This window comes from Pantoea sp. Ae19-2 (genome assembly GCF_059801205.1).
This window is the reverse complement of the sequence record NZ_JBCHWE010000001.1, coordinates 4,193,986-4,216,033: the sequence shown is the minus strand read 5'-3', so window position 1 is coordinate 4,216,033 and position 22,048 is coordinate 4,193,986. Positions and strand designations below refer to the sequence as shown.

The following is a 22,048-nucleotide window of genomic DNA, read 5'->3' as shown; positions in this document are numbered from 1 at the left end:
AGATAAGGCGTGGGCATGGTGCCCACGTTTTCCGGAGGTTATATGCATCAACATCATGCTTGTGGCTGCGGTAAGCCCTGCGGTACGCACCGTGCCGCAAAACCGCTTTGTGCAATCCGCCCTGTTCGTTCCGGTACGCTGTCTGTTACTGCGGCAACGCCTGAAATTTCTGACGGCAATGGCTGCGGTGGTGACTGCGCGTGCGGCAGTTCATCCAGCAGTGAAGCCAATGACGAAGGTGACCGACGACGGTCCTCAGATGCTTTTCAGTTCAGCTGGCTGGTCAGCGGCATGGACTGCCCGAGCTGTGCCCGCGCTATCGAAACGGCCGTTCGTCAGCTTCCTGACGTCACCCAGGCCCGCGTCGTATTCTCCAGTGAGAAGCTGATTGTTGACGCCCGCGCACCGGTTCAAGGCGCGATAGAAGACGCCGTCAGAAAAGCCGGATTTCAACTCTCCTCCGCCGCTGCTTCCGCTTCTTCACCCGCCCCCTGGCAAACACATATCCCCCTTTTTCTGCTCGCCGGGTTAATGCTGGCCAGCGTTGCGCTCAGCCAGGTCAATGCTGTGTGGGGCGATCGATTATTTATTCTCACCACGCTGGTTGGTCTGGCACCGGTCGCGCGTAAAGCCTGGCAACGTCTACGAACCGGCTCCGCTTTTACGATTGAAACCCTGATGACGCTGGCGTCGGCGGGCGCGCTGTTGATTGGCGCCCATGCGGAAGCAGCCATGGTGTTGCTGCTGTTCCAACTGGGTGAACGCCTGGAGGCCTATGCGGCAATCCGTGCGCGCAGTGGCGTGAGTCAGCTGATGGCGATCCGTCCCGAATCGGCCGTGCGCCTGCAAAATGGCGTTCGCAGTGAGGTTCCACTGGCGGCGCTGCAGCCAGGCGACCGTATAGAGGTTGCCGCCGGTGGTCGCCTGCCGGTTGACGGATGCCTGGTCGCGGAAAGCGCCAGCTTCGATGAAAGCGCCTTAACCGGCGAGTCTTTGCCGGTTCTTCGCATGCGGGGCGATAAGGTGCTTGCTGGCGCCACCAGCGTGGACAGGCTGGTGACGCTGGACGTGGTGTCAAAACCCGGCGAGAGCGCGATTGACCGCATTTTGCAGCTGATTGAGGAAGCCGAAAGCCATCGTGCTCCGGTGGAACGCTTTATCGATAATTTCAGCCGCATTTACACGCCTGCAATCATGCTGCTGGCGCTGCTGGTCATGGTCATACCGCCGCTGCTCGGCGCGGGTCCATGGCTACCGTGGATCTACAAAGGGCTGACGTTACTTCTCATCGGTTGCCCCTGTGCACTGGTGATCTCGACGCCAGCGGCCATTACGTCTGGCCTTGCGACCGCGGCGCGGCGCGGCGCTTTAATCAAGGGCGGTGCAGCCCTGGAACGCCTGAGTACGGTGCAGACGATTGCGTTCGATAAAACCGGGACGCTCACGGAAGGCAAACCGCAGTTAACCCGCATTTTGTCATTCGGCGATCTCAGTGAAGACGAGATTCTGCTGCTGGGCGCCGCCGTTGAACAAGGCTCCACGCATCCGCTGGCTACGGCAATTGTGGCTGCGGCCCAGGCGAAATCCCTGACAATTCCGGCAGCCGCGCATCAACAGGCCATCGCCGGCAGCGGCATCAGGGCCGAGGTTGCAGGCCAGCGCATTGAACTGCTGGCACCGGCTTACGTCAACGCGCTGAACGCCCGGCAACTGGACATGATTAGCGAGCAGGAAGCCCAGGGCGAAACCCTGGTGATTGTGCTGCGTAATGGTGATGCGCTGGGTGCGCTCGCGTTGCGCGATCGGCTGCGCAGTGAAACGCCTGCCGCGTTGCAGGCGTTAAAGGCGCTCGGCATCAACAGCATTATGCTCACAGGGGATAACCCGCGAGCGGCGGCTGTGGTGGCGCAACAACTGGATATCGCGTGGCACGCAGGCTTATTACCCGCCGACAAGGTTGAGCGGGTTCGCCAGCTCAGTCAGCATCAGGTTGTGGCAATGGTGGGCGACGGCATCAATGATGCGCCAGCCATGAAGGCGGCCACGCTGGGCATCGCCATGGGCAGCGGCACCGATGTCGCGCTGGAAGCAGCCGATGCGGCTCTGACGCGCAATCAGCTCAGCCATCTGGCTCCAATGATCGGTCTGGCGCGTCGCACCCGGGCAATTATTCGTCAGAATATCGGCATTGCGTTAGGGCTTAAGGCGCTGTTTCTGGTTACCACGCTTCTCGGACTGACCGGATTGTGGCTGGCGGTGCTGGCTGATTCTGGCGCGACCGCGCTGGTCACGGCGAACGCGTTGCGGCTGCTGCGCACGCGGGATTAACAACCTGACGGCGGCAGGTGCCGCCGTTATTCGCCCATCCCTTTTCTGATCAAAAACTGATAAGGCAGCGTGTCGGTTTGCGCGACCAACAGGCGATGCTCCATAAAGCGGCAAAAACCGGGAATATCCCGCGTGGTCGCCGGATCGTCAGCCACGATCAGTAGCGTTTCACCATCCTGCATCCCGCGCACGGTTTTGCGAACCATCATGACCGGTTCGGGACAGCGCAGGCCTAACGCATCCAGTTGATGGTCGGCGGAAGAAAATGCATCACTCATCACGATCTCAATTCAGGTTGGCGGGCGCTTATTCTAGCGCGTCAGCCCTTTGACGCAAGGCGATAACGATTGCGTTAAAATTAGCCATTGCATTAATAGCACACCAGGGTAAGATGCGGCCGTTTTTTGTTCATGAAACCGTAGTGCGCGGACCGTTCTGCGCCCTGCAATGGGTTCCCTCACCCCACGATTAAAAAGGCTAACTATGCTCGCATTTACTCCGCGTCAGCGCACTTATGCGCTTTTCTGGCTGTCCCTGTTTCACCTGCTGGTGATTACCTCCAGTAATTATCTGGTGCAGTTGCCCGTCTCCCTTTTTGGTTTCCATACCACCTGGGGCGCCTTTAGTTTCCCGTTTATCTTCCTGGCAACCGATCTCACCGTCCGCATTTTTGGCGCGCCGCTTGCACGGCGGATTATTCTGGCGGTCATGGTGCCGGCGTTGTTTATCTCCTATACCATCTCCAGCCTGTTTTATCAGGGCGAGTGGCAAGGCTGGCAGGCATTGCAGCAGGTGAACCTGTTTGTCGCCCGTATCGCCTGCGCCAGCTTTATGGCTTACGCGCTGGGCCAGATTCTGGATGTGCATGTCTTTAACCGCCTGCGTCGCCTGCCGCAGTGGTGGATAGCGCCCGGCTGTGCCATGTTTTTAGGTAATATCAGCGACACGCTGGCGTTCTTTTTTATCGCCTTCTATAAAAGCTCCGATGCGTTTATGGCGCAGCACTGGGTGGAAATCGCCCTGGTCGATTACAGTTTTAAGGTGCTGATCTGCATGGTGTTCTTCCTGCCTGCCTATGGTGTGTTGCTCAATGCGGCGTTGAAACGTCTGGCCGAACGCCAGGCTCAACCACAGATACATTTCGGCTAACCGGCAATACAGCCTTTCCTGACAATCCGCTAAAATCTTCTGACAATACTCAGGTTGCGTTTGCAGCCTGATTCCTGTTGTATAAACGCCTGAGTGGAAATTTAAAAAGGGATTCTGATGCGTAATTTAGTGAAATATGCGGGAATTGGTTTGCTGGTCCTCGGCCTTGCCGCCTGTGACCAAAAGAAAGATGACGCGGCAAACGACAACGGCGCATCTGCCAGTCAGTCGGCACAAACCGTGACGCTGATGGATGGCAAGTTAAGCTTCGCCTTACCGCCGGGCATGTCCGATAAGAGCGGCAAGCTGGGCTCACAAAGCACCAATATGCACGTGTATGCTGATGAAAGCGGCGCGCGGGCGATTATCGTCATTGCAGGTGATCCCACTAACGAAGGGCTGGATGTTTTATCACAGCGCATGGAACAACAGCAGCGTAACCGCGATCCGCAGCTACAGGTTGTCTCTAACAAAGCGGTCACCCTGGGTGGCGAACCTGCACAGCAGCTGGACACCGTGATCTCAGCCAATAACCAGACCTCCTGGTCTTCCGTCGTGTTGGCAAAGGTGGATGGTAAGCTGATGACCATGCAGATCACGCTGCCGGGCCAGAACCAGCAGCAGGCGCAAAGCGATGCTGAAACGGTAGTGAAGAGCATTAAACTGAAATAACCGCAACAGGCCCTTGCCTGATATGGGTGTTATTTCAGGTTCCCGCCCTGAAAACAGCGAGCCGCGTGGAAAAGCACGTCTCCACACGGCTCGATTCTGGTTCTTTTCACGCCTGCTCACGTGCCGTGCGCCAGTAATCAATCAAACGCAGATAGTTATCTTTTACAGCCGTTACCAGCGCCGCGTCGTCAATTTCACCCTGCAACCACTGACTTGAAGGCTGGGCAAAAATCGTCCGTCCCACCGCGAAGCCTTTCACCCATGGCGCAGCCGCAGCCGCAGCGAAACCGAGTTTCAGCGTCTCCTCTGGCGCATCCAGCCCGAGCAACAGGATACCGCGACAGTGAGGATCCTGCGCCTCAATCAGGGTGCCAATGGCCTGCCAGCTCGCTGTTGACAGGGGCGGTAATTTCCACCAGTCCGGCTTGATTCCCAACGCATAAAAGTGGCTCAGAACCGCCAGATAACAGGCTTCATTACGGTCTGGCTGCCCCTCTGGCAGAATCACTTCCAACAGCAGTTCATGCCCGCTTTTGTTACAGCCTTTCCAGACATCCAGCAACACGGCATCCTGCTCTTCACGCAGTTCGGCGCTGTCATGCGGGTGATAAAACACCAGACATTTTACCACGTGCTCCATTGGCCAGCTGGCAAGCTGTGTGCCGATATTGCCGTGTTCAAGGCGTAACGGTCGGGATCCCGGTAACTCTATCGGCCGCCCGATCCATCTGTTCTTGCCGGTAATGGCGTTAAGCGTCCGTTGCCCGAAGGTGGTATCGGCCAGAATGCCGCTTTTGCTTTCAATGCCTGCCTGCTGTACCGCCTGCTCTGCGGCCTGGAGCAGCAGGAGCTTGAGTTGAGGAATGTGGCTGACGTCAGCCCCCGCTGCCTTGGCCATATCGACCAGTTGCTTACGATGGTCAAAGGCAAAGATATTGAGTTCCGGCCAGGCACGCTGCCGGGTGGTCACGCGGTGCAGGTGCGTTAATCGACTGTCCAGATCCGGACGCTTGACGGCGTTTTCGCGGCTCAGAAAATCGTCCAGTTCTTCTCGGGTCGGCATCGCCGGCGCGCAACCGTGGCGTGAAACCACCAACGCACCGCAGGCATTGGCATAACGGCAGGCCTGCTCCCAGCCTTCATCATTTAACCAGCCACGCAGCAGGCCCGACATAAACGCGTCACCTGCGCCCAGCACGTTTAACACCTCGACGCGCACGCCGCTGTGCAGCGTTACCTGCTCCCAGCTTTCCGGAATCTCATGTTCAAAGACAACGCATCCCATTGCACCCCGCTTACAGACCAGCGTAGCCTTACTGACCTCACGGACATTTCTCAGCGCCGTCAGCGTATCGGTGCTGCCGCCCGCGATATGGAATTCTTCTTCGGTGCCTACGATAAGATCGAAATAGTGGACGACCTGCTGCAGTTGCGCCGTTACCTCTGACGATGCAATGAAACGTGTTTCACCGTCACCCAGCGAGGTTAATCCCCACAATACTGGCCGGTAGTCGATATCCAGCGCCGTTCGCAGGCCGTTTTTGCGGGCGAGCTCCAGCGCCTTTAGCACAGCCGCCCGGGTCTGGGGATGTGACAAGTGCGTGCCGGTGACCGCTACCGAGCGGGAGGAGGCGATAAAGGACTCCTCAATATCCTCTGGCACCAGCCCCATATCGGCGCAGTTATCACGATAAAAAATGAGTGGGAACGTTTCGTCGTCTTTGATGCCGAGAATCACCAGGGCAGTAAGGCGTTTTTTATCCGTTATCAGCGCATCGGTATTACACCCAACCCTTTGCAGGCTTTCACGTAAAAAACGGCCGTTATGCTCATCGCCCACGCGCGCCAGCATGGCTGAACGCAACCCCTGAATAGCGGTGCCATAAGCGACGTTACCCGATGAACCGCCAAGATATTTGGCAAAGGACGTGGTGTCCTCCAGTCGCGCGCCAATTTGCTGACCATAGAAGTCTACGGCGATGCGTCCAATACAAATCACATCAAGACGCTTCTGTTGTGTACTCATGCTTCTGGTTTCCTTCTGTGATGAGCAGACACTGTGGACAAGTTGGATATCGGGGTCTGAAGGTGTCTGATTAGCGATAAACACAGTATGAGGAACAAATATTCCAAACTCAATTCAAAATGAAACTTACAATGCAATTATGTGAACCAGTTAAAAATCTGTCGCTCCCCGGTACTTTATCGCCATGCCCTGCGCACCGCGTACCACAAGGCGGCAGACTCACCGCCCGTCTTTTAGGGCTGACCTGACAATGAAATGAAATATCTTAAAAAACGGCAACTCTCACCAATTATTCCAGTTCCCACCTTTCCTGCGTATTACGTGGGATCGGCAGGAATGTAAATTTGATCCCCCTCGCAAAATGAAATATTTCTTCTGTAATTGTATTTTATGAAAAATGCATTTGTTTATAATCCTCTGACATTTAAGTTATCCCGGTAGCTCTCTCCGTTACGTCACGCCGTTTATACGCGGGGCCGGACGCCGCTACAGCCAGCACGTTGAGGAAAGTTTATGGCCACCATCAAACTGACTACCGCACAGGCATTAGTTAAATTTCTTGATAATCAATACATTGACGTAGACGGGCATGAGACGAAGTTTGTCCATGGCATTTTTGCCATTTTTGGCCATGGCAATGTACTGGGTCTGGGCCAGGCACTGGAACAGGACAGTGGGGATCTGGTGGTATACCAGGGACGCAATGAGCAGGGAATGGCGCACGCTGCAACCGGCTTTGCCAAACAATCCCTGCGGCGTCAGATCATCGCCTGCACCTCTTCTGTTGGCCCGGGTGCGGCCAACATGTTAACGGCGGCGGCCACGGCGACGGCGAACCGAATTCCCCTGCTGCTGCTGCCCGGTGACGTTTTTGCCACCCGACAACCTGACCCGGTGTTGCAACAGATTGAGCAATCCTGGGATCTGAGCATCAGCACCAATGATGCCTTCAGAGCGGTCAGTAAATACTGGGATCGCATCAGCCGCCCTGAACAGTTAATGAGCGCCTGTATTAATGCGATGCGCGTGCTCACCGACCCCGCTGAAACCGGGGCCGTCACGCTCTCTTTACCGCAAGATGTGCAAGGCGAAGCCTGGGATTACCCCGACTATTTCTTCCAGAAACGCGTGCACCGACTGGACCGTCGTCAGCCCACCGTGGCCCAACTTGAAGATGCGCTGAAGCTTATTATCCGCAAACGTAAGCCGCTGATTATCTGCGGCGGTGGCGTCAAATATTCGGGGGCGGGCGAGGCGCTGCAGGCGTTCGCTGAACGGTATCAGATTCCGTTCGCTGAAACGCAGGCCGGAAAAGGGACGCTGCTGTCCGATCATCCGCTCAACGTTGGCGGCGTAGGTGAAACCGGCTGTCTGGCGGCAAACCTGCTGGCAAAAGACGCCGATCTGGTGATTGGGATTGGCACACGCTATACCGATTTTACCACCTCATCGAAATGGATTTTCCGGCATCCCGAGGTGAGCTTTCTTAACATCAACGTCAGCAATTTTGACAGCTACAAACTGGATGGCGTGCAGCTGCTTGCCGATGCGCGTGAAGCCCTGCTGGCGCTCAGTCATGGGCTGGTTTCGCAGCACTACGGCAACGACTGGGGCACGCAGGTTGCCGAGGCGCGGCACCAGTTAGAAGAAGAAAGACAGCGCGTGTATCACGTTACACATAACGATGCTGAATTTGTGCCCGAGATTGCCGACCACCTAGATCGGGACGCCGTCTACGCCGAATTCAATCGCTTGACGCAGTCTCTGCTGACCCAGAGCAGTGTCTTGGGTACCCTCAACCAACATTTGCCTGCCGATGCCGTCATCGTCGGTGCTGCAGGCAGCCTGCCCGGCGACCTGCAACGCGTCTGGCGCACGCGCGGCTATAACGGCTATCACCTCGAATACGGCTATTCCTGTATGGGATATGAAGTGAATGCGGCGTTAGGCGTTAAGCTTGCGGAGCCCCAGCGGGAAGTCTATGCCCTGGTCGGCGACGGCTCTTTTATGATGCTGCATTCCGAGCTGGTGACCTCCATTCAGGAGGGTGCCAAAATCAACGTGGTGCTGCTGGATAACATGAGCAATGGCTGCATTAACAACCTGCAAATGGAGCACGGTATGGACAGCTTCATTACCGAGTTTCGCTTCCGCAATACGGACAGCGGTAAGCTAAACGGCAGCCTGGTGCCGGTAGACTTTGCCGCAATTGCTGCCGGTTATGGGTGCAAGACCTATCGCGTCAGCACGCTGGAACAGCTTAAGGCTGCGCTGGACGATGCGAAAACACAGCAGGTTTCTACGCTGATAGATATTAAAGTACTGCCCAAGACCATGATTCATAAATATTTCAGCTGGTGGCACGTTGGCGTTGCACAAACTGCCCAATCGGCGCGCACGCAGGATGTGGCGGACAAACTGAATGCGCATCTGGCACAGGCCCGCAAATACTGATTTCCGGGCCGTCTGACGGCCCTTGTTTCTTCTCTTCGATTTAACCCTACAGGTGTAATTATGACATTGAAACTTGGTGTGATTGGAACAGGCGCGATTGGTCAGGAACACATTCGCCGCTGCAACAATGTCTTACAAGGGGCAAGAGTGGTCGCGGTATCCGATATCAACGTTGAAGGCGCGCAGGCTGCACTGCAACGGCTGAATAGTGATGCGCAAGTCTGCAAGGATGGCTATGAGGTGATTCAGTCACCTGATGTGGATGCGGTGCTGGTGACCTCATGGGATCCGACGCATGAAGAGTTTACCCTGGCGGCCATCGCGGCGGGTAAGCCGGTGTTCTGTGAAAAACCGCTGGCCATGAGCGCAGAGGGTTGCCGTCGGGTAGTCGAAGCAGAAATTCAGCACGGTAAGCGGCTGGTTCAGGTGGGTTTTATGCGGCCTTACGATGCCGGCTACCGGGCGCTGAAAAAAGTGATTACCGACGGTGAAATCGGCGAGCCGCTCATGCTGCATTGCGCGCATCGCAATCCGACGGTGCCCGAAAATTACAATACGGAAATGGCGATCACCAATACGTTAATTCATGAACTTGACGTACTGCGCTGGCTGACGAGTGACGACTACAAAAGCGTGCAGGTGGTTTTCCCGCGCGTCAGTTCCAAAGCGCGTCCGCATCTGAAAGATCCGCAAATCGTCCTGTTTGAAACGCAAAAAGGCGTGCGCATCGATGTAGAAATTTTTGTTAACTGTACCTACGGCTACGACATTCAGTGTGAGGTAGTGGGTGAAGAAGGCATCGCCAGACTGCCGGAGCCTTCGTCAGTGCAGCTGCGCAAACAGGCCAAACTTTCCAACACCATTTTAGTCGACTGGAAAGACCGCTTTATCGAGGCTTACGACGTCGAACTGCAGGCGTTTATCAACGACGTGAAAGCCGGGCAGTTAACCGGTCCGTCTGCCTGGGATGGTTTTGCCGCCTCCGTCGCCGCTGACGCCTGTATCAAGGCGCAGAAAAGCGGTGCCATTGAACCGATTGAAATGCCCGCTCGTCCGGCATTCTATAACTAAATCTCTCGCCTTTGGCAGGTAAACAATGAACAACGATAACGTAAAGCTGGCGATAGCGCCCATTGGCTGGACAAATGATGATATGCCCGAGCTGGGCAGCGAGAATACCTTTCAGCAAACCGTCAGCGAGATGGCACTGGCGGGCTTCTCAGGGAGTGAAGTGGGTAGCAAATACCCACGCGATCCTGCCATTCTCAAGCCAATGCTCGATATTCGCGGCATTCAGATCTGCAACGCCTGGTTCAGCACATTTTTTGCGCAGGGTGACAAAGATGAGACCCTTGAGGGTTTTACGGCGCACATGAATTTTCTCTATGAAATGGGTGCCCGGGTGATCGGCTGTTCAGAGCAGAGTAAAAGTATTCAGGGCACAGCACGGGCAGTGTTCGATCACAAACCGGTGTTTAACGATGACGAGTGGCAGAGAACGGCGGAAGGCTACAATACGCTTGCCGACCTTGCCGCCGCGAAAGGGATGCGCGTTTGCCTGCACCACCATATGGGCACCGGCATTCAGACGCCCGCGGAAATCGACCGTTTCATGGCGCTCACGCATGACAATGTCGGTTTACTCTATGATACCGGCCACATCTATTATTCTGAAGGCTCACAGGACGTGATGCTGGCAGTGCTGAAAACCCATCTGCCGCGCATTTTCCACGTTCATCTGAAAGACGTGCGGGATGAGATTGTCGCAGAAGTGCGTGACCAGCACCTGTCGTTTCTGGACGGTGTGAAAAAGGGCACCTTCACCGTTCCAGGCGACGGCGTGATTGATTTTAAACCGGTTTTCAAAATTCTTGATGACTACGGCTATCAAGGCTGGATGGTGGTTGAGGCTGAACAGGATCCTGCGTTGGCCAATCCGTTCGAGTACGCGGTAAAGGCAAGAAAATATATTCGGGAGAATACCGGACTGTAAGACTGTTATCCGCCTTGAAGAGAATGATCAGGTCTTGTGTAAGGCTGTGCCCTCATCGGATGCAGCCTGTTTTAGTGGCCAGCTCGCCCGCGCGTCGCCCCTGTCGCGGTGAATCTGTGAGTCATTTCATAAACCAATGAAATAAAAGCTGCATACATAACAAAAAAATGAAATTTTCCAACCATCTGATATCATAGCGTTCATTATCCAGCCACGTTTTCCGCAAATGAGCAGATGTCATGAGTAATAATCCCTCCCAACTTTCACTGCTGCAGGACGAGATTCGCCGTCGCTACGAAACGCTGAGCAAGCGCCTGAAGCAGGTGGCTCGTTATATCCTTGATAACAGTAACAGTATTGCTTTTGACACCGTGGCCTCTATTGCGCAGCAGGCCGACGTTCCGCCATCTACGCTGATTCGCTTTGCTAATGCATTTGGCTTCAGCGGTTTCAACGAAATGAAACAGGTTTTTCGTCAGCATCTGATGGAAGAGACCGTCAACTATACAGAACGAGCGCGGCTGTTTCGTCAGACAGCAGCGGACGATGCTGCGAATTCGCCCGAAAGTCCGGCTGAAATTCTCAATGTTTTCACCATGGTCAACAGTCAGGCCCTGCAGCAGCTGGCTATGCAGGTGAGCCCGGACCAGTTAGACAAAACCGTGCAGCTTCTGAACGAAGCCGAAAATGTCTACGTAATCGGCCTGCGGCGGTCGTTTAGCGTTGCCTCTTATTTAGTGTATGCCCTGCGCCATCTGGAACGCCGTGCCTTCCTGATTGACGGGCTGGGCGGCATGTTTACAGAACAGCTTAATCTGGTCACGCCCAAAGATGTGGTGATTGCCATCAGCTGTTCACCCTATGCAAGGGAGGCGGTAGAAGTGGTCGAGTTGGGTGCCAAACGCGGTGCCAGCTTAATCGCGATCACTGACAGCCAGGTCAGCCCACTTGCCGCCTTCAGTGACGTCTGTTTCGTTGTACGCGAAGCCCAGGTTGACGGTTTTCGCTCTCAGGTTGCCTCGCTGTGCCTGGCACAAACGCTGGCCGTATCCCTGGCGCTGGCGAATGCGCAGTCCGGTCAGCTCTCCTGACATGCCGCCAGCTGCGGCGGCTCTGCTTACAGGTCATACCTGAACCATGATACACGCGCCCTCAATAAAGCCGGGAGCATAACGCCCCCGCGCGTCCCGGCAAGAAACGCCCTCTGCAGCAACAAAAACGCAGTCCTCAGGCTCAATGCTGGTCACTTAGGTGACCAGCTTTTTTTTATCGGCATATTTCCGTGATCTTATTCGCAGCTCCCGCGGAAAGTTTCGTTCTCTTCGCCCCGGCAGTATCAGCCATCTCGCCTTTTTATACGGCGTTCTCAGTTCGCCCGGAACCGTGCCCGGGGTAACTCATCAGGAGCCGCGATATCTCACTGATGGCTCTGCTGAGGCTCAGCGGGAATAAGATCAGAGAGCGAGCGGGCGCGTTCGGGAAAAGTGGAATGAATGATGCCCAGAGCCTGTGAGAGTTCTATAAAAAAGGGTTCATGATGAACATGAACCCCTTTGATCCCTGCCACTGGATCGGTCAACCGGGCCTTAAATGACCCGCATTAGCCCTCAGGCTGCCGTTTTGCTTTCAGCCGTGATTAACGTGACGGATAGCGATCGCTGTTGATCCAGGCATGATCCTGTTCCCAGCTGAATTTCCACAGGCGAACCGGCCCTGCCATAACGTTAAGGTAGTAATTGTTATAGCCAGCCAGGGTTGCTACAGGATGGTAACCGCGCGGTACGGTGACGACATCCCGGTTATAAACAGCCATGCACTCATCCAGAGAACGATCGTCTGTATAAACGCGCTGCATCGCGAAGCCCTGTTCGGGTTCAAAACGGTGGTAATAGGTTTCTTCGAGATAGGTTTCGTTCTCGCTGTTTTCCTGGTCGTGCTTGTGACTCGGATACGAACTGGTATTGCCCTCATCGGTAAACACTTCCACCACCAGCAAGCTATTTGCCGGTTCACTGTCCGGCAGAATGTTGTGCACAAGTCGCTGGTTGTGGCCTTTGCCGCGCCGCTCAACGCCGACATCTTCTGGCGCAATCAGTCGAGCGGGCAGGTTGTCGCCCTGCCCCGGTGCCTTGCAGACCGCCAGCTCAAGATCGCTGTCCGCTCTTACCGTCACTGCATCATCATGAGGGACATACACGGAATAAGGCGGCGTACGTTCAAACGGCGACATTCGCTTACCTAACCCCGGAAAGTTTGCATGACGTGTGCTAATCGAGGCCAGGCCTGCCACCAGCACCAGGCAAAGCTCGCTGTCACCGCTGGCCATGTCGAGCGTCTGTCCTTGTTTTAACAGGAAAGACTCGAAACCCACATAGCGCCAGCCCGCACTGTCTGGCGTTACCTGCTGTATGCGCCCCTGCTCATCGGGTTGTTTTACCTTTGAGAGTAATGACATCCGCCGTCTCCTAATCCATCGCCCTTTATCGTCAATACGCTGTCACTCAGCGCCCACTCAACCCAACGTCGGCATACTGAATTCAGAAACCGTTTGCTGGCCGCTCGGCCAACGGACGGTCGCTGTTTTCATGCGCGTATAAAAACGTACGCCGTCCGGACCGTGGACATTCAGTGCGCCAAACACCGAGCGCTTCCAGCCACCAAAACTGTGGAATGCCATTGGCACCGGCACGGGCACGTTGACGCCGACCATTCCGGCTTCGACGTTTTGGACAAATTCACGCGCCGTGTGACCATTACTGGTAAAAATGGCGCTGCCGTTGCCGAATTCGTGACTGTTAACCAGTTTCAGCGCACTGTCGTAATCCGGCGCGCGCATGATGCTCAGCACCGGGCCAAAGATTTCTTCACGCCAGATCACCATCTCTGGGGTTACGTGATCGAATAACGTTCCACCGACATAGTAGCCGTCCTCATAACCTGCAACCTTCTGGTGACGACCATCCACAACCAGCGTTGCCCCTTCCTGCTCGCCGATGTCGATATAACCCAGCACTTTCTTCTGATGGGCGGCCGAAACGACAGGCCCCATTTCATTCTCGTCACTGCCCTTACTCATGCCCGGCCCGACGCGTAATGCTTTAATCAGCGGCGTCAGGCGCGAAATCAGTTTATCGGCGGTGTCATCGCCTACTGCGACCACGACAGGCAACGCCATGCAGCGTTCACCCGCCGAGCCAAATGCGCCCCCCATGATGGCATTGACCGTGGCGTCCAGGTCAGCATCAGGCATGACGATAGCGTGGTTTTTGGCCGCGCCAAATGCCTGCACGCGTTTGCCGTGCGCGCTGGCCGTTTTGTAAATGTGCTCAGCCACACCCGACGAACCCACAAAGCTAACGGCCGCAATTCGGGGATCTTTGTAAAGCTGTTCTGCATTCTCATTCGAACTGTGTACCACGTTGAAAACGCCATCCGGCAGGCCCGCTTCTTTCAGTAACTCCGCCATGCGCACGGCGGCAGACGGATCCAGCGCCGGGGGTTTAAGTACAAAGGTGTTGCCGCAGGCCAGGGCAATAGGGAACATCCACAGTGGCACCATGGCGGGGAAATTGAAGGGGGTAATCCCTGCAACCACGCCGACCGGCTGCATGAGCGAGTAGCTGTCTACGCCGCCGCCCACGTTAGGCGAGTTCTCCCCCTTAAGCAGGTGAGGAATGCCGCAGGCGAACTCAATCACCTCAATCCCGCGCGTCAGTTCACCCAACGCATCAGACCAGACTTTGCCGTGCTCGGACACGATCAGCGCCGCCAGCTCATCACGATGCTGTTCCATTAAGGCTTTAAAGTTGAACATCACGCGTGCGCGGCGCAGCGGGGCGGTTTTGGACCAGGCAGGAAAGGCTGCATGCGCCACGTCGATTGCCTGGGCCACTTCGTCTGCGCTGCATTGGGTAAGTTCACGGATCACCTTGCCGGTTGCCGGATCGAACACAGGAATGGTTTCGTTGCTGGCACTGAACGTGGTTTTACCGCCAATAAAATTTCCTACGATAGTCATGATGTTGCCTCTTTGGTATGTACGGTTCCAGCAGGCAAAGCACAAGAAGTGGCATGCTGGCTGGGCAGGAAAAGCCAAAAGCATGCTGAGAAGCTATTACAATGGAATAAATTTTTCAAATAAATATTTTTGAAAAATTACTTTTTAGCGGGGCAGATCGCATTTTTGCATGTCGCTCTGAACGGCTCGCCAGCAATGGCTGTACATGACTTGTCTGGGGGGAAGTTAGTGCCTGTATGCTGTGACGACAAGCGCCAGCGTGAAGCCTGCACTGATGCGGTCGTCCCTTCCCGGTCAGGCGTCAAAATAAGCATGGAGAGACAAAACACCGCCTTCCTTTTAAGTTTCATTAAATCGCATAGTGAAATGAATATTTCTTTTTACGCACCTCTTGCCCTCAGCCTGCCTTTGACAAGGTTCACTCTGCTGGCGCAACGCCCTTAAGCCAAACTGGTGCACGACAGTGGTGCAAAATCCCTCAACCACGGCCATTTTCTGAACCAATAATTTCCTGATTGCAAATCAGGAATCATGTGTTTCACAGCTTACCGCCTTTCCTGCATCGCAGAGTAACGGTCTATCTGTATGATTATTAGCATTATTTATGAGATCCCTCGACACAACGCAAAACCTGGCCTGCTTTATGCAATACCGTCGGACCTCCCTGCACCCGAAAGAGATAATCATGTCTGACCCAAAAAACAGCGGCTTACTGTACGGACTGGACCAGCGAATCCCACCACTCCAGGCTTTCTTCAGCGCTTCACAGCATGTGCTGGCGGGCCTGGTTGGCATTATTACGCCCCCGTTGCTGATCGGCACGGCGCTGGGTCTGGATGCGTGGCTGCCTTATTTGATCAGCATGTCGCTCCTTGCCTCCGGCATCGGGACGTTTCTGCAGTCAAACCGGGTATGGGGCATAGGTGCCGGCATGATATGCATGCAGGGCACCAGTTTTGCCTTTCTTGGTGTGGCCATCTCCGGCGGCCTGTGGGTCAAAGCACAGGGCGGCAGTCCAGAAGACATCATGGCGATGCTGTTTGGCGTCAACTTTGTCGCGGCGCTGGTGCCGGTCATCGTCAGCCGCTTCATCGATACCTTAAAGCGGGTCTTTACGCCGGTGGTGACGGGGAGCGTGATTGCGCTGATTGGTATCAGCCTGATCAAAGTCAGTGTGATTAACTGGTGCGGCGGTGAGAAAGCCCAGGATTTTGCCAGCCTCAGTAACCTGGCGCTGGGTGCGTTAACGCTTGGCGTCATCGTTGTGCTGAGCTGCTCCGGTAACCGCTGGCTACGCCTTTCATCGGTCGTGGCCGGCATCGCAGCAGGCTGTATTGCCGCTGCCCTGAGTGGCAAATTTCAGGTTCACGATCTGGGCGAGAGCGTCTTTCGTTTACCCTCTCTGTTTCCGTTTGGCTTTCACTTCAACAGTACGCTTTTCATTCCGGTGGTGCTGGTCTCTCTGGTCTGCATCATCGAGGCGGTGGGCGATCTTACTGCTAACAGCCTGATTTCCGGTAAATCTATTACCGACAAGACCTTTAGTGCCCGTCTCAAGGGCGGCATTCTGGCAGACGGACTGAGCTGCATGATTGCGGCGATGCTGAGCGCCTTTCCCAACACCACCTTTGCGCAAAATAACGGCGTGATCCAGATGACGGGCGTGGCGAGTCGTTTTGTCGGTCGTTACGTCGGCGTCATTCTTATCCTGCTGGGGCTGTTTCCGCCTTTCAGCGAAGCACTGCGTCAGATTCCCACACCGGTGCTGGGGGGAGCCACAATGGTGATGTTCGGCTGCGTCGTCACGGCGGGGATTCGCATCCTAAGCCAGGCTCCGCTAACGCGCAGGGAAATACTTATTGTCGGTCTGGCGTTTAGTTTCGGGCTGGGAATCGAATCCGTTCCCGCTTCGCTTTCCCATCTGCCGCCCATGTTTGAGAATCTGTTTGGCTCCGCGGCCACCACCGGCGGCCTGGTCGCCATTGTCCTGAATCTTCTCATTCCTGGCGCAGACAAGCCGGCACGTGAAGAAGTAGAAGAGGGCGAATCCGCACAGTCATTGTAAACCTGCCTCATTCACCCGCGACGCAGTCGTTGCGGGTGACCGCCTGTGCGCTCAGGCCCCCTGCCCTTGATGTCTCCGACAGCTTTCTCACTGGATCCGCCCCAGAATCCTTTAACACCCAGACGGCAACACAGCAGAAAATCCGGCTTATTCCGCCATTTATCGGGTAAAAAACTCGCCTGATTTACCGTTTCCCTTAACAAATCAGACCGTTACTTTTCCTTCAACTACACTTTCATCAGTTATTTATGCGTAGAGATACAGAATGAACGCGTTACAGCAGGAAAAAATTGGACAAAATATCTTAATCAAACTCGCGATGCTGGTGATTATCCTTGCCGGGATAAGAGCGGCCTCCGACATTCTGGTCCCGTTACTTCTGGCGGCCTTTTTTGCCATCGTACTGAATCCGTTAGTCACGATACTGATGCGGCGCGGGCTGCGGCGGGGGTTGGCGATTACCCTGGTGATTACGGTGATTTTTATCGTGATTCTGCTGCTGGGAGCCATACTGGCAAGCTCGATGAGTGAGTTTTCCGACCTCTATCCTCAACTGCGCACCATTATGGAAAAGAAAATGGCGGTGGTTCAGCATCTGGCAGCCAGCATCCATCTCAATATCTCAACCGATGCCCTGGTTCAGCGTTTCGACCCCAATACCGTTATGAATCTGGCCAGTGTGGCGCTGAGTGGCTTTTCAGGCGCGATGACCAATACCGTGTTACTGATCCTCACCGTGGTCTTTATGCTGTTTGAGGTGCACCATCTGCCTTATAAAATGCGTAACTCGTTTGTGAACCCCAAAATTCGTATCGCCGGTTTACACAAGGCCTTAAAAGGGGTGACGCATTACCTGGCATTGAAGACGCTAATCAGCCTGATCACCGGCATCGCGGTCTGGCTGACGCTCTACCTGCTGGACGTGAAATTTGCGTTACTGTGGGGCGTGGTGGCCTTTATCCTTAACTTTATTCCCAATATCGGGCCGATTATTGCCGGTATTCCTCCTTTCCTGCAGGCGCTGCTGCTCAACAGCGTGTTTGACGCGGCAATGGTGGCGGCGCTGTTTACTGCCATTCACATGGTTTTCGGCAATATGCTTGAGCCACGCATCATGGGGCGCGGTCTGGGCTTATCAACATTGGTGGTGTTTCTGTCATTGATATTTTGGGGCTGGCTGCTGGGCCCGGTCGGCATGCTGCTGTCCGTTCCTCTGACCAGCATCACTAAAATTTTAATGGAAACTACCCCGGGCGGGAGCCGTCTGGCCATTATGCTGGGAACCGGCCGCCCCAAGCCTTCGCGGCTGTTAACCAAGTAAACGCTGCTGCACATGCTGCAGATGATCTCTCATCGCCGCCTGTGCAGCCTGCTCATCACCGGACGCAATTGCCTCGGCGATGCGCTGATGGTCCGCGTTCATTTCATCTGCAAAGGTATTGTCGGCATAATGACGTTCCAGCCGGCGGAAATGGGCGCTGTCGCGTTTGTTCCACAGATTTTCCATCATTTCCCGCAACAGATCATTGCCGCTCATCTCGCTAATCAGCAGATGAAAGCCTTTATCCTGCTCGATGAAAGCCGCGTCGTTTTCATTAAATGCCTGGAGCGCTGCGCTAAGGGACAGCAGCTGCTGACGCTGGGCCTCACTGCCGTTTCGCGCCGCCATGCCCGCCAGCATGCTCTCATAGGCTTCGCGCGCCTGTAGCAGATCCTGCAGGCTGAAGTTCTCGGTTTCTTTGCCTGCTGAAGGTTGCGGTAAGGTCTGAGCGACAAAAACCCCCGTACCGGTGTGGATGCTGACGTAACCCGTCATCTCCAGCGCTATCAGGGCTTCACGCACCGATGAACGACTGACGCCCAGTTGTCGGGCCAGTTCCCGTTCGGGCGGCAGCGCCCCGCCCGGCACGAAATCGCCGCCATGAATGCCCGCAATGATGGCATTAGCAATTTGCCGATAAAGCCGCTCAGTTTTCAGTACCGCTAACCCCATAACTCTCTCCTGTTGCAGGCCGCCTTTCGGGCATCAGATGATACGTATTTATATTGCTGCGATCCGGATCACGGCCTTAATTTACGCGCTATCTTACTCTTGGTCCAGCGGCCTGACCACTGGGCCACACGTCCAACAAGGAGCAATAATGGAACATACATGGCGCTGGTACGGCCCGAACGATCCTGTGTCACTTGACGATGCCCGCCAGGCAGGTGCAACAGGAATTGTCACAGCACTTCATCACATCCCTAACGGAGAAGTGTGGCCTGTAGCCGAAATCAAAGCGCGTCAGGCGCTGCTGGCGGAAAAAGGTCTTACCTGGTCAGTCGTTGAAAGCATTCCTGTGCACGAAACGATTAAGACCCAACGCGGCGATTATCAGCACTACATCGCCAATTATCAGCAGTCAATTCGCAACCTGGCAGCCTGCGGGATTGATACCGTATGCTATAACTTTATGCCGGTTCTTGACTGGACGCGTACCGATCTGGCCTGGGAACTGCCGGACGGCGCTAAAGCGCTGCGCTTTGATGCCGATGCCTTTGCCGCGTTTGAACTGCATCTGTTACAACGCCCCGGCGCGGAAAAAGATTACAGCGCCGCCGAACAACAGGCCGCCGCAACGCGTTTCGCCGCCATGACCGAGGAAGAGAAAGCCACGCTGGTGCGCAACATCATCGCAGGCTTACCCGGTGCAGAAGAGGGTTATACGCTCGAACAATTTCAGGCACAGCTGGCGCAATACGACGGTATTGATAAAGCCAGGCTGCGCGAGCATATGGCCACCTTTCTGCGCGCCATCGTGCCGGTGGCGGAAGAAGTCGGCATTAAGCTGGCCGTCCATCCTGATGATCCTCCCCGTCCAATTCTTGGCCTGCCGCGCATTATCTCCACGCAAGAGGACATGCAGTGGCTGAAAGAAACGGTAGACAGCCTGCATAACGGATTCTGTTTCTGTACCGGTTCCTACGGCGTACGTGAGGATAATGCCCTTATCGAGATGGCAGAAACCTATGCCGACCGCATTAACTTTGTGCACCTGCGGGCAACAAAGCGAGAAACGAACCCCAACAGCTTCCACGAGGCGGCCCATCTGACAGGCGATGTGGATATGGTTGGCGTCATCAAAGTGATCCTGGCCGAGGAGCAGCGTCGCCGTAGGGCGGGCGAACAGCGGGCCATCCCGATGCGCCCCGATCATGGTCACCAGATGCTGGATGACTTGCGTAAGCGCACCAACCCAGGCTATTCCGCCATTGGCCGCCTTAAAGGGCTTGCAGAACTGCGCGGCGTCGAAGTTGCCCTGAAGCAGATCTATTTCCAGGACTAAACGTTGTTGCCCCGACGTCGTTATGCTGTCGGGGCACAGGGTAGTTTAGACAGGTTGCTGTACTCATATTTATGGCGCGTCATCAGTTGGTCAGCCGCGCTTTCCAGGTAACAAGAGGGTTCTCATTTCTCTCCCTTCTGGCTGCCGTGTTTTGGATTACTCCTCCCACGGCTTCGCTGCGGCACCCTTTTCAGGACACCCCCAAGCTCACCTTTTCCACGACCGGTTTACAGCCGCCATCAAACTAATGTGTGAGCATTCACTAATAGCATGAATTTTTTGTCAATTAATTGCCTGCCAGGTCGATAATTGACCATATCGGAGAATAAGGGATTTCCGACCGTTCACCAGCGGCGTGAACTGGCGTGCTATGCTGCATTAACCCTTAGCACCTCTCAAAACACGATCACGATTCAGAGGTTTTTACGGTGCCGCTAATAAAAAGAAAACATGAGCATGCCAAATCGCTCATTGTCCTCGCAGGACTATTGCCGCTGCTCCTGGGGTTGTTGTTCACGATAATTGATGCCAGAAAAACAGTAAAAGAACAGCAAATTGATACGGCCGCGACCTTACTGTCTCAGGCAGAAAAAATCAGCGATAACGCCTGGAGCATGATCGCCTGGCTGCGCCAGTATGAGTACCAACCCTGTGAAAAGATAGAAAATACGCTACGGGTTAATAGCACTCTCCATCCCTATTTTCGCGGTATCGGCAAACTGGAAAGTAACACGGTAAGCTGCTCTTCTGCTTACGGTAACAAGCCCGCTACGCTTAAAGCCATGATTGGCGTCGCCCCGCCCGTGACCGGCAAAGACTGGTGGAGCCTGTCCATCGCGGGTTCTTACATCGTGCCAGACCGACCTGCCGTGATATTTGTGCGCCAGCTGGCAGCTGGCAGAGCCCTCTGGGTGATGGTTGAAGGGCAGTATCTTATTGATTTTATGAGCGCGCTGGGCAGTACGCATCATTATCAGATAACCATGCGTTTTAGTAACGGTGCGCCAATCGTGTCAGGCGATCGTGAAATGGCCGACGACAGGTGGCTTAAGCCTCAGGTCTATCATGCCACCTCTTCCCGCTATAGCATCAAGGTCACCCTGATAGCGCCCGGTGCTGAGCTGGTTAAAACATGGACGCAGCTTCTTTTCGTGTTTATGCCGATGGCGGCGATTTTTTCCGTGCTGTTTATGATTCTTACCGCCTCCTGGCTTCGCAGACGTTTTTCCTGGGGAGATGAAATTCGTCGCGCCATTCAGTCCCGTCAGTTCAGCGTGCATTATCAACCTACCTACAGCTGCACGCTGCAACGTTGCACGGGCGCAGAAGCCCTGTTGCGCTGGACTCTGCCCAACGGTAACAGCGTGCGCCCGGACACCTTTATTACCGCCGCAGAAGCGGAAGGGATGATTATCCCGATTACCCATCATTTGATGGCGTTGATCGTTGAAGACACGCAAAGCTGGGCGCCTAACCCCGGCTTTCATCTGGCGATTAACGTGGCTGCCGAGCATCTTCAGCACCCGGATTTTGTTGACGATATGCTTAATTTTGCTGACAGGATGGCGAGAACCGAATTCAACATTACTCTGGAACTGACGGAGCGGAGCCTGATCAAAGAAGGGAGCCTTGTCGCGGCTAAGCTGGCGCAACTGCGTCAGGCAGGCATGAAAGTCGCTATTGATGACTTTGGTACGGGGCACTGCTCTCTCAGTTACCTGCAAACTTTTACGCTGGACTACCTAAAAATCGATCAGGGTTTTATCAATGCCATCGAATCCCTGGAGGGGGAAACGCCGGTGCTGGACGCCATTATCAGTCTGAGCCATAAACTGAAGCTGCAGGTATTGGGAGAAGGCGTCGAAACGGCAATGCAGTTCCGCTATTTACAGCAGCATGGTGTCACCTTTATCCAGGGCTATTTTTACGCCAGGCCCATGGATAACCCCACGATCGTGGCATGGATGAAACAATATGGTCATTTGCCGGTTGAGGTTGAAAACACCTGAGCCGCAAC

The 22,048-nt window shown here is 54.9% G+C and carries 17 protein-coding genes; 12 read left to right on the top strand and 5 right to left on the bottom strand.

Going from position 1 to position 22,048, the window contains the following annotated elements; translation table 11 throughout:
* Window positions 1-42 precede the first annotated feature (42 nt).
* Window positions 43-2,328, top strand: coding sequence for a zinc/cadmium/mercury/lead-transporting ATPase (locus AAIE03_RS19355; RefSeq protein WP_210476302.1), 2,286 nt, complete (start codon window positions 43-45; stop codon window positions 2,326-2,328).
* A gap of 26 nt (window positions 2,329-2,354) precedes the next feature.
* Here AAIE03_RS19355 and tusA read toward each other — a convergent pair whose 3' ends face one another.
* Complete coding sequence (tusA, locus tag AAIE03_RS19350) at window positions 2,355-2,606, bottom strand: sulfurtransferase TusA (protein WP_014604827.1); 252 nt, start codon at window positions 2,604-2,606, stop codon at window positions 2,355-2,357.
* A gap of 205 nt (window positions 2,607-2,811) precedes the next feature.
* Here tusA and AAIE03_RS19345 point away from each other — a divergent pair, with 205 nt between their 5' ends.
* A complete protein-coding gene (locus AAIE03_RS19345) occupies window positions 2,812-3,477 on the top strand; it encodes a 7-cyano-7-deazaguanine/7-aminomethyl-7-deazaguanine transporter (RefSeq protein ID WP_014604826.1) in 666 nt (221 codons plus the stop codon).
* A gap of 117 nt (window positions 3,478-3,594) precedes the next feature.
* Window positions 3,595-4,149, top strand: a complete 555-nt coding sequence (locus tag AAIE03_RS19340; RefSeq protein WP_013027570.1) for a DcrB family lipoprotein — start codon at window positions 3,595-3,597, stop codon at window positions 4,147-4,149.
* Window positions 4,150-4,255: 106 nt separating this feature from the next.
* On the opposite strand, the gene AAIE03_RS19335 is transcribed toward AAIE03_RS19340, so the two are convergent.
* Window positions 4,256-6,175 (bottom strand): bifunctional 5-dehydro-2-deoxygluconokinase/5-dehydro-2-deoxyphosphogluconate aldolase, encoded by a 1,920-nt coding sequence (locus tag AAIE03_RS19335; RefSeq protein ID WP_014604825.1) that lies wholly within the window; start codon window positions 6,173-6,175, stop codon window positions 4,256-4,258.
* A gap of 513 nt (window positions 6,176-6,688) precedes the next feature.
* On the opposite strand from AAIE03_RS19335, the gene iolD reads away from it, so the two are divergent.
* The 4 genes from iolD (at window position 6,689) to AAIE03_RS19315 (ending at window position 11,713) form a co-directional block, all read left to right on the top strand.
* Window positions 6,689-8,629: a 3D-(3,5/4)-trihydroxycyclohexane-1,2-dione acylhydrolase (decyclizing) gene (gene iolD, locus AAIE03_RS19330; RefSeq protein WP_019106369.1), complete on the top strand. Its 1,941-nt coding sequence runs from the start codon at window positions 6,689-6,691 to the stop codon at window positions 8,627-8,629.
* Between the two features lie 60 nt (window positions 8,630-8,689).
* Window positions 8,690-9,700 (top strand): bifunctional inositol 2-dehydrogenase/D-chiro-inositol 1-dehydrogenase, encoded by a 1,011-nt coding sequence (gene iolG, locus AAIE03_RS19325; protein WP_013027573.1) that lies wholly within the window; start codon window positions 8,690-8,692, stop codon window positions 9,698-9,700.
* Between the two features lie 25 nt (window positions 9,701-9,725).
* Complete coding sequence (iolE, locus tag AAIE03_RS19320; RefSeq protein WP_013027574.1) at window positions 9,726-10,622, top strand: myo-inosose-2 dehydratase; 897 nt, start codon at window positions 9,726-9,728, stop codon at window positions 10,620-10,622.
* A 239-nt stretch (window positions 10,623-10,861) separates the two neighbouring features.
* Window positions 10,862-11,713 carry a MurR/RpiR family transcriptional regulator gene (locus AAIE03_RS19315; RefSeq protein ID WP_013027575.1) on the top strand — a complete coding sequence of 284 codons (852 nt, stop codon included), beginning with the start codon at window positions 10,862-10,864 and terminating at the stop codon, window positions 11,711-11,713.
* Window positions 11,714-12,258: 545 nt separating this feature from the next.
* Here the strand turns inward: AAIE03_RS19315 and iolB are convergent.
* Complete coding sequence (gene iolB / locus AAIE03_RS19310) at window positions 12,259-13,077, bottom strand: 5-deoxy-glucuronate isomerase (protein ID WP_014604822.1); 819 nt, start codon at window positions 13,075-13,077, stop codon at window positions 12,259-12,261.
* Window positions 13,078-13,134: 57 nt separating this feature from the next.
* Window positions 13,135-14,640 carry a CoA-acylating methylmalonate-semialdehyde dehydrogenase gene (locus AAIE03_RS19305; protein ID WP_014604821.1) on the bottom strand — a complete coding sequence of 502 codons (1,506 nt, stop codon included), beginning with the start codon at window positions 14,638-14,640 and terminating at the stop codon, window positions 13,135-13,137.
* 129 nt (window positions 14,641-14,769) lie between these two features.
* On the opposite strand from AAIE03_RS19305, the gene AAIE03_RS19300 reads away from it, so the two are divergent.
* The 3 genes from AAIE03_RS19300 to AAIE03_RS19290 all read left to right on the top strand — a co-directional run bounded on the left by AAIE03_RS19300 (window position 14,770) and on the right by AAIE03_RS19290 (window position 18,026).
* Entirely contained in the window at window positions 14,770-15,084 is a 315-nt protein-coding gene (locus AAIE03_RS19300; protein WP_210532377.1) for a hypothetical protein, read from the top strand.
* Window positions 15,085-15,325: 241 nt separating this feature from the next.
* The gene (locus tag AAIE03_RS19295; RefSeq protein ID WP_028715893.1) at window positions 15,326-16,705 is read left to right on the top strand and encodes a nucleobase:cation symporter-2 family protein; all 1,380 of its coding nucleotides are present in this window, start codon (window positions 15,326-15,328) and stop codon (window positions 16,703-16,705) included.
* 265 nt (window positions 16,706-16,970) lie between these two features.
* Complete coding sequence (locus tag AAIE03_RS19290) at window positions 16,971-18,026, top strand: AI-2E family transporter (RefSeq protein ID WP_013027580.1); 1,056 nt, start codon at window positions 16,971-16,973, stop codon at window positions 18,024-18,026.
* Here the strand turns inward: AAIE03_RS19290 and AAIE03_RS19285 are convergent.
* Complete coding sequence (locus tag AAIE03_RS19285; RefSeq protein ID WP_013027581.1) at window positions 18,015-18,698, bottom strand: FadR/GntR family transcriptional regulator; 684 nt, start codon at window positions 18,696-18,698, stop codon at window positions 18,015-18,017. The two genes, AAIE03_RS19290 and AAIE03_RS19285, sit on opposite strands and share 12 nt — an antisense overlap.
* A gap of 148 nt (window positions 18,699-18,846) precedes the next feature.
* Between AAIE03_RS19285 and uxuA the strand changes: the two genes are divergently transcribed.
* Window positions 18,847-20,031 carry a mannonate dehydratase gene (gene uxuA, locus AAIE03_RS19280; protein WP_014604819.1) on the top strand — a complete coding sequence of 395 codons (1,185 nt, stop codon included), beginning with the start codon at window positions 18,847-18,849 and terminating at the stop codon, window positions 20,029-20,031.
* Window positions 20,032-20,459: 428 nt separating this feature from the next.
* The gene (locus AAIE03_RS19275; protein WP_013027583.1) at window positions 20,460-22,040 is read left to right on the top strand and encodes an EAL domain-containing protein; all 1,581 of its coding nucleotides are present in this window, start codon (window positions 20,460-20,462) and stop codon (window positions 22,038-22,040) included.
* Window positions 22,041-22,048 lie beyond the last annotated feature (8 nt).

Coding starts and splice junctions, on each gene's coding strand:
- AAIE03_RS19355 (WP_210476302.1), top strand. CDS start 43: ATGCATCAACATCATGCTTGTGGCTGCGGTAAGCCCTGCGGTACGCAC.
- tusA (WP_014604827.1), bottom strand. CDS start 2,606: ATGAGTGATGCATTTTCTTCCGCCGACCATCAACTGGATGCGTTAGGC.
- AAIE03_RS19345 (WP_014604826.1), top strand. CDS start 2,812: ATGCTCGCATTTACTCCGCGTCAGCGCACTTATGCGCTTTTCTGGCTG.
- AAIE03_RS19340 (WP_013027570.1), top strand. CDS start 3,595: ATGCGTAATTTAGTGAAATATGCGGGAATTGGTTTGCTGGTCCTCGGC.
- AAIE03_RS19335 (WP_014604825.1), bottom strand. CDS start 6,175: ATGAGTACACAACAGAAGCGTCTTGATGTGATTTGTATTGGACGCATC.
- iolD (WP_019106369.1), top strand. CDS start 6,689: ATGGCCACCATCAAACTGACTACCGCACAGGCATTAGTTAAATTTCTT.
- iolG (WP_013027573.1), top strand. CDS start 8,690: ATGACATTGAAACTTGGTGTGATTGGAACAGGCGCGATTGGTCAGGAA.
- iolE (WP_013027574.1), top strand. CDS start 9,726: ATGAACAACGATAACGTAAAGCTGGCGATAGCGCCCATTGGCTGGACA.
- AAIE03_RS19315 (WP_013027575.1), top strand. CDS start 10,862: ATGAGTAATAATCCCTCCCAACTTTCACTGCTGCAGGACGAGATTCGC.
- iolB (WP_014604822.1), bottom strand. CDS start 13,077: ATGTCATTACTCTCAAAGGTAAAACAACCCGATGAGCAGGGGCGCATA.
- AAIE03_RS19305 (WP_014604821.1), bottom strand. CDS start 14,640: ATGACTATCGTAGGAAATTTTATTGGCGGTAAAACCACGTTCAGTGCC.
- AAIE03_RS19295 (WP_028715893.1), top strand. CDS start 15,326: ATGTCTGACCCAAAAAACAGCGGCTTACTGTACGGACTGGACCAGCGA.
- AAIE03_RS19290 (WP_013027580.1), top strand. CDS start 16,971: ATGAACGCGTTACAGCAGGAAAAAATTGGACAAAATATCTTAATCAAA.
- AAIE03_RS19285 (WP_013027581.1), bottom strand. CDS start 18,698: ATGGGGTTAGCGGTACTGAAAACTGAGCGGCTTTATCGGCAAATTGCT.
- uxuA (WP_014604819.1), top strand. CDS start 18,847: ATGGAACATACATGGCGCTGGTACGGCCCGAACGATCCTGTGTCACTT.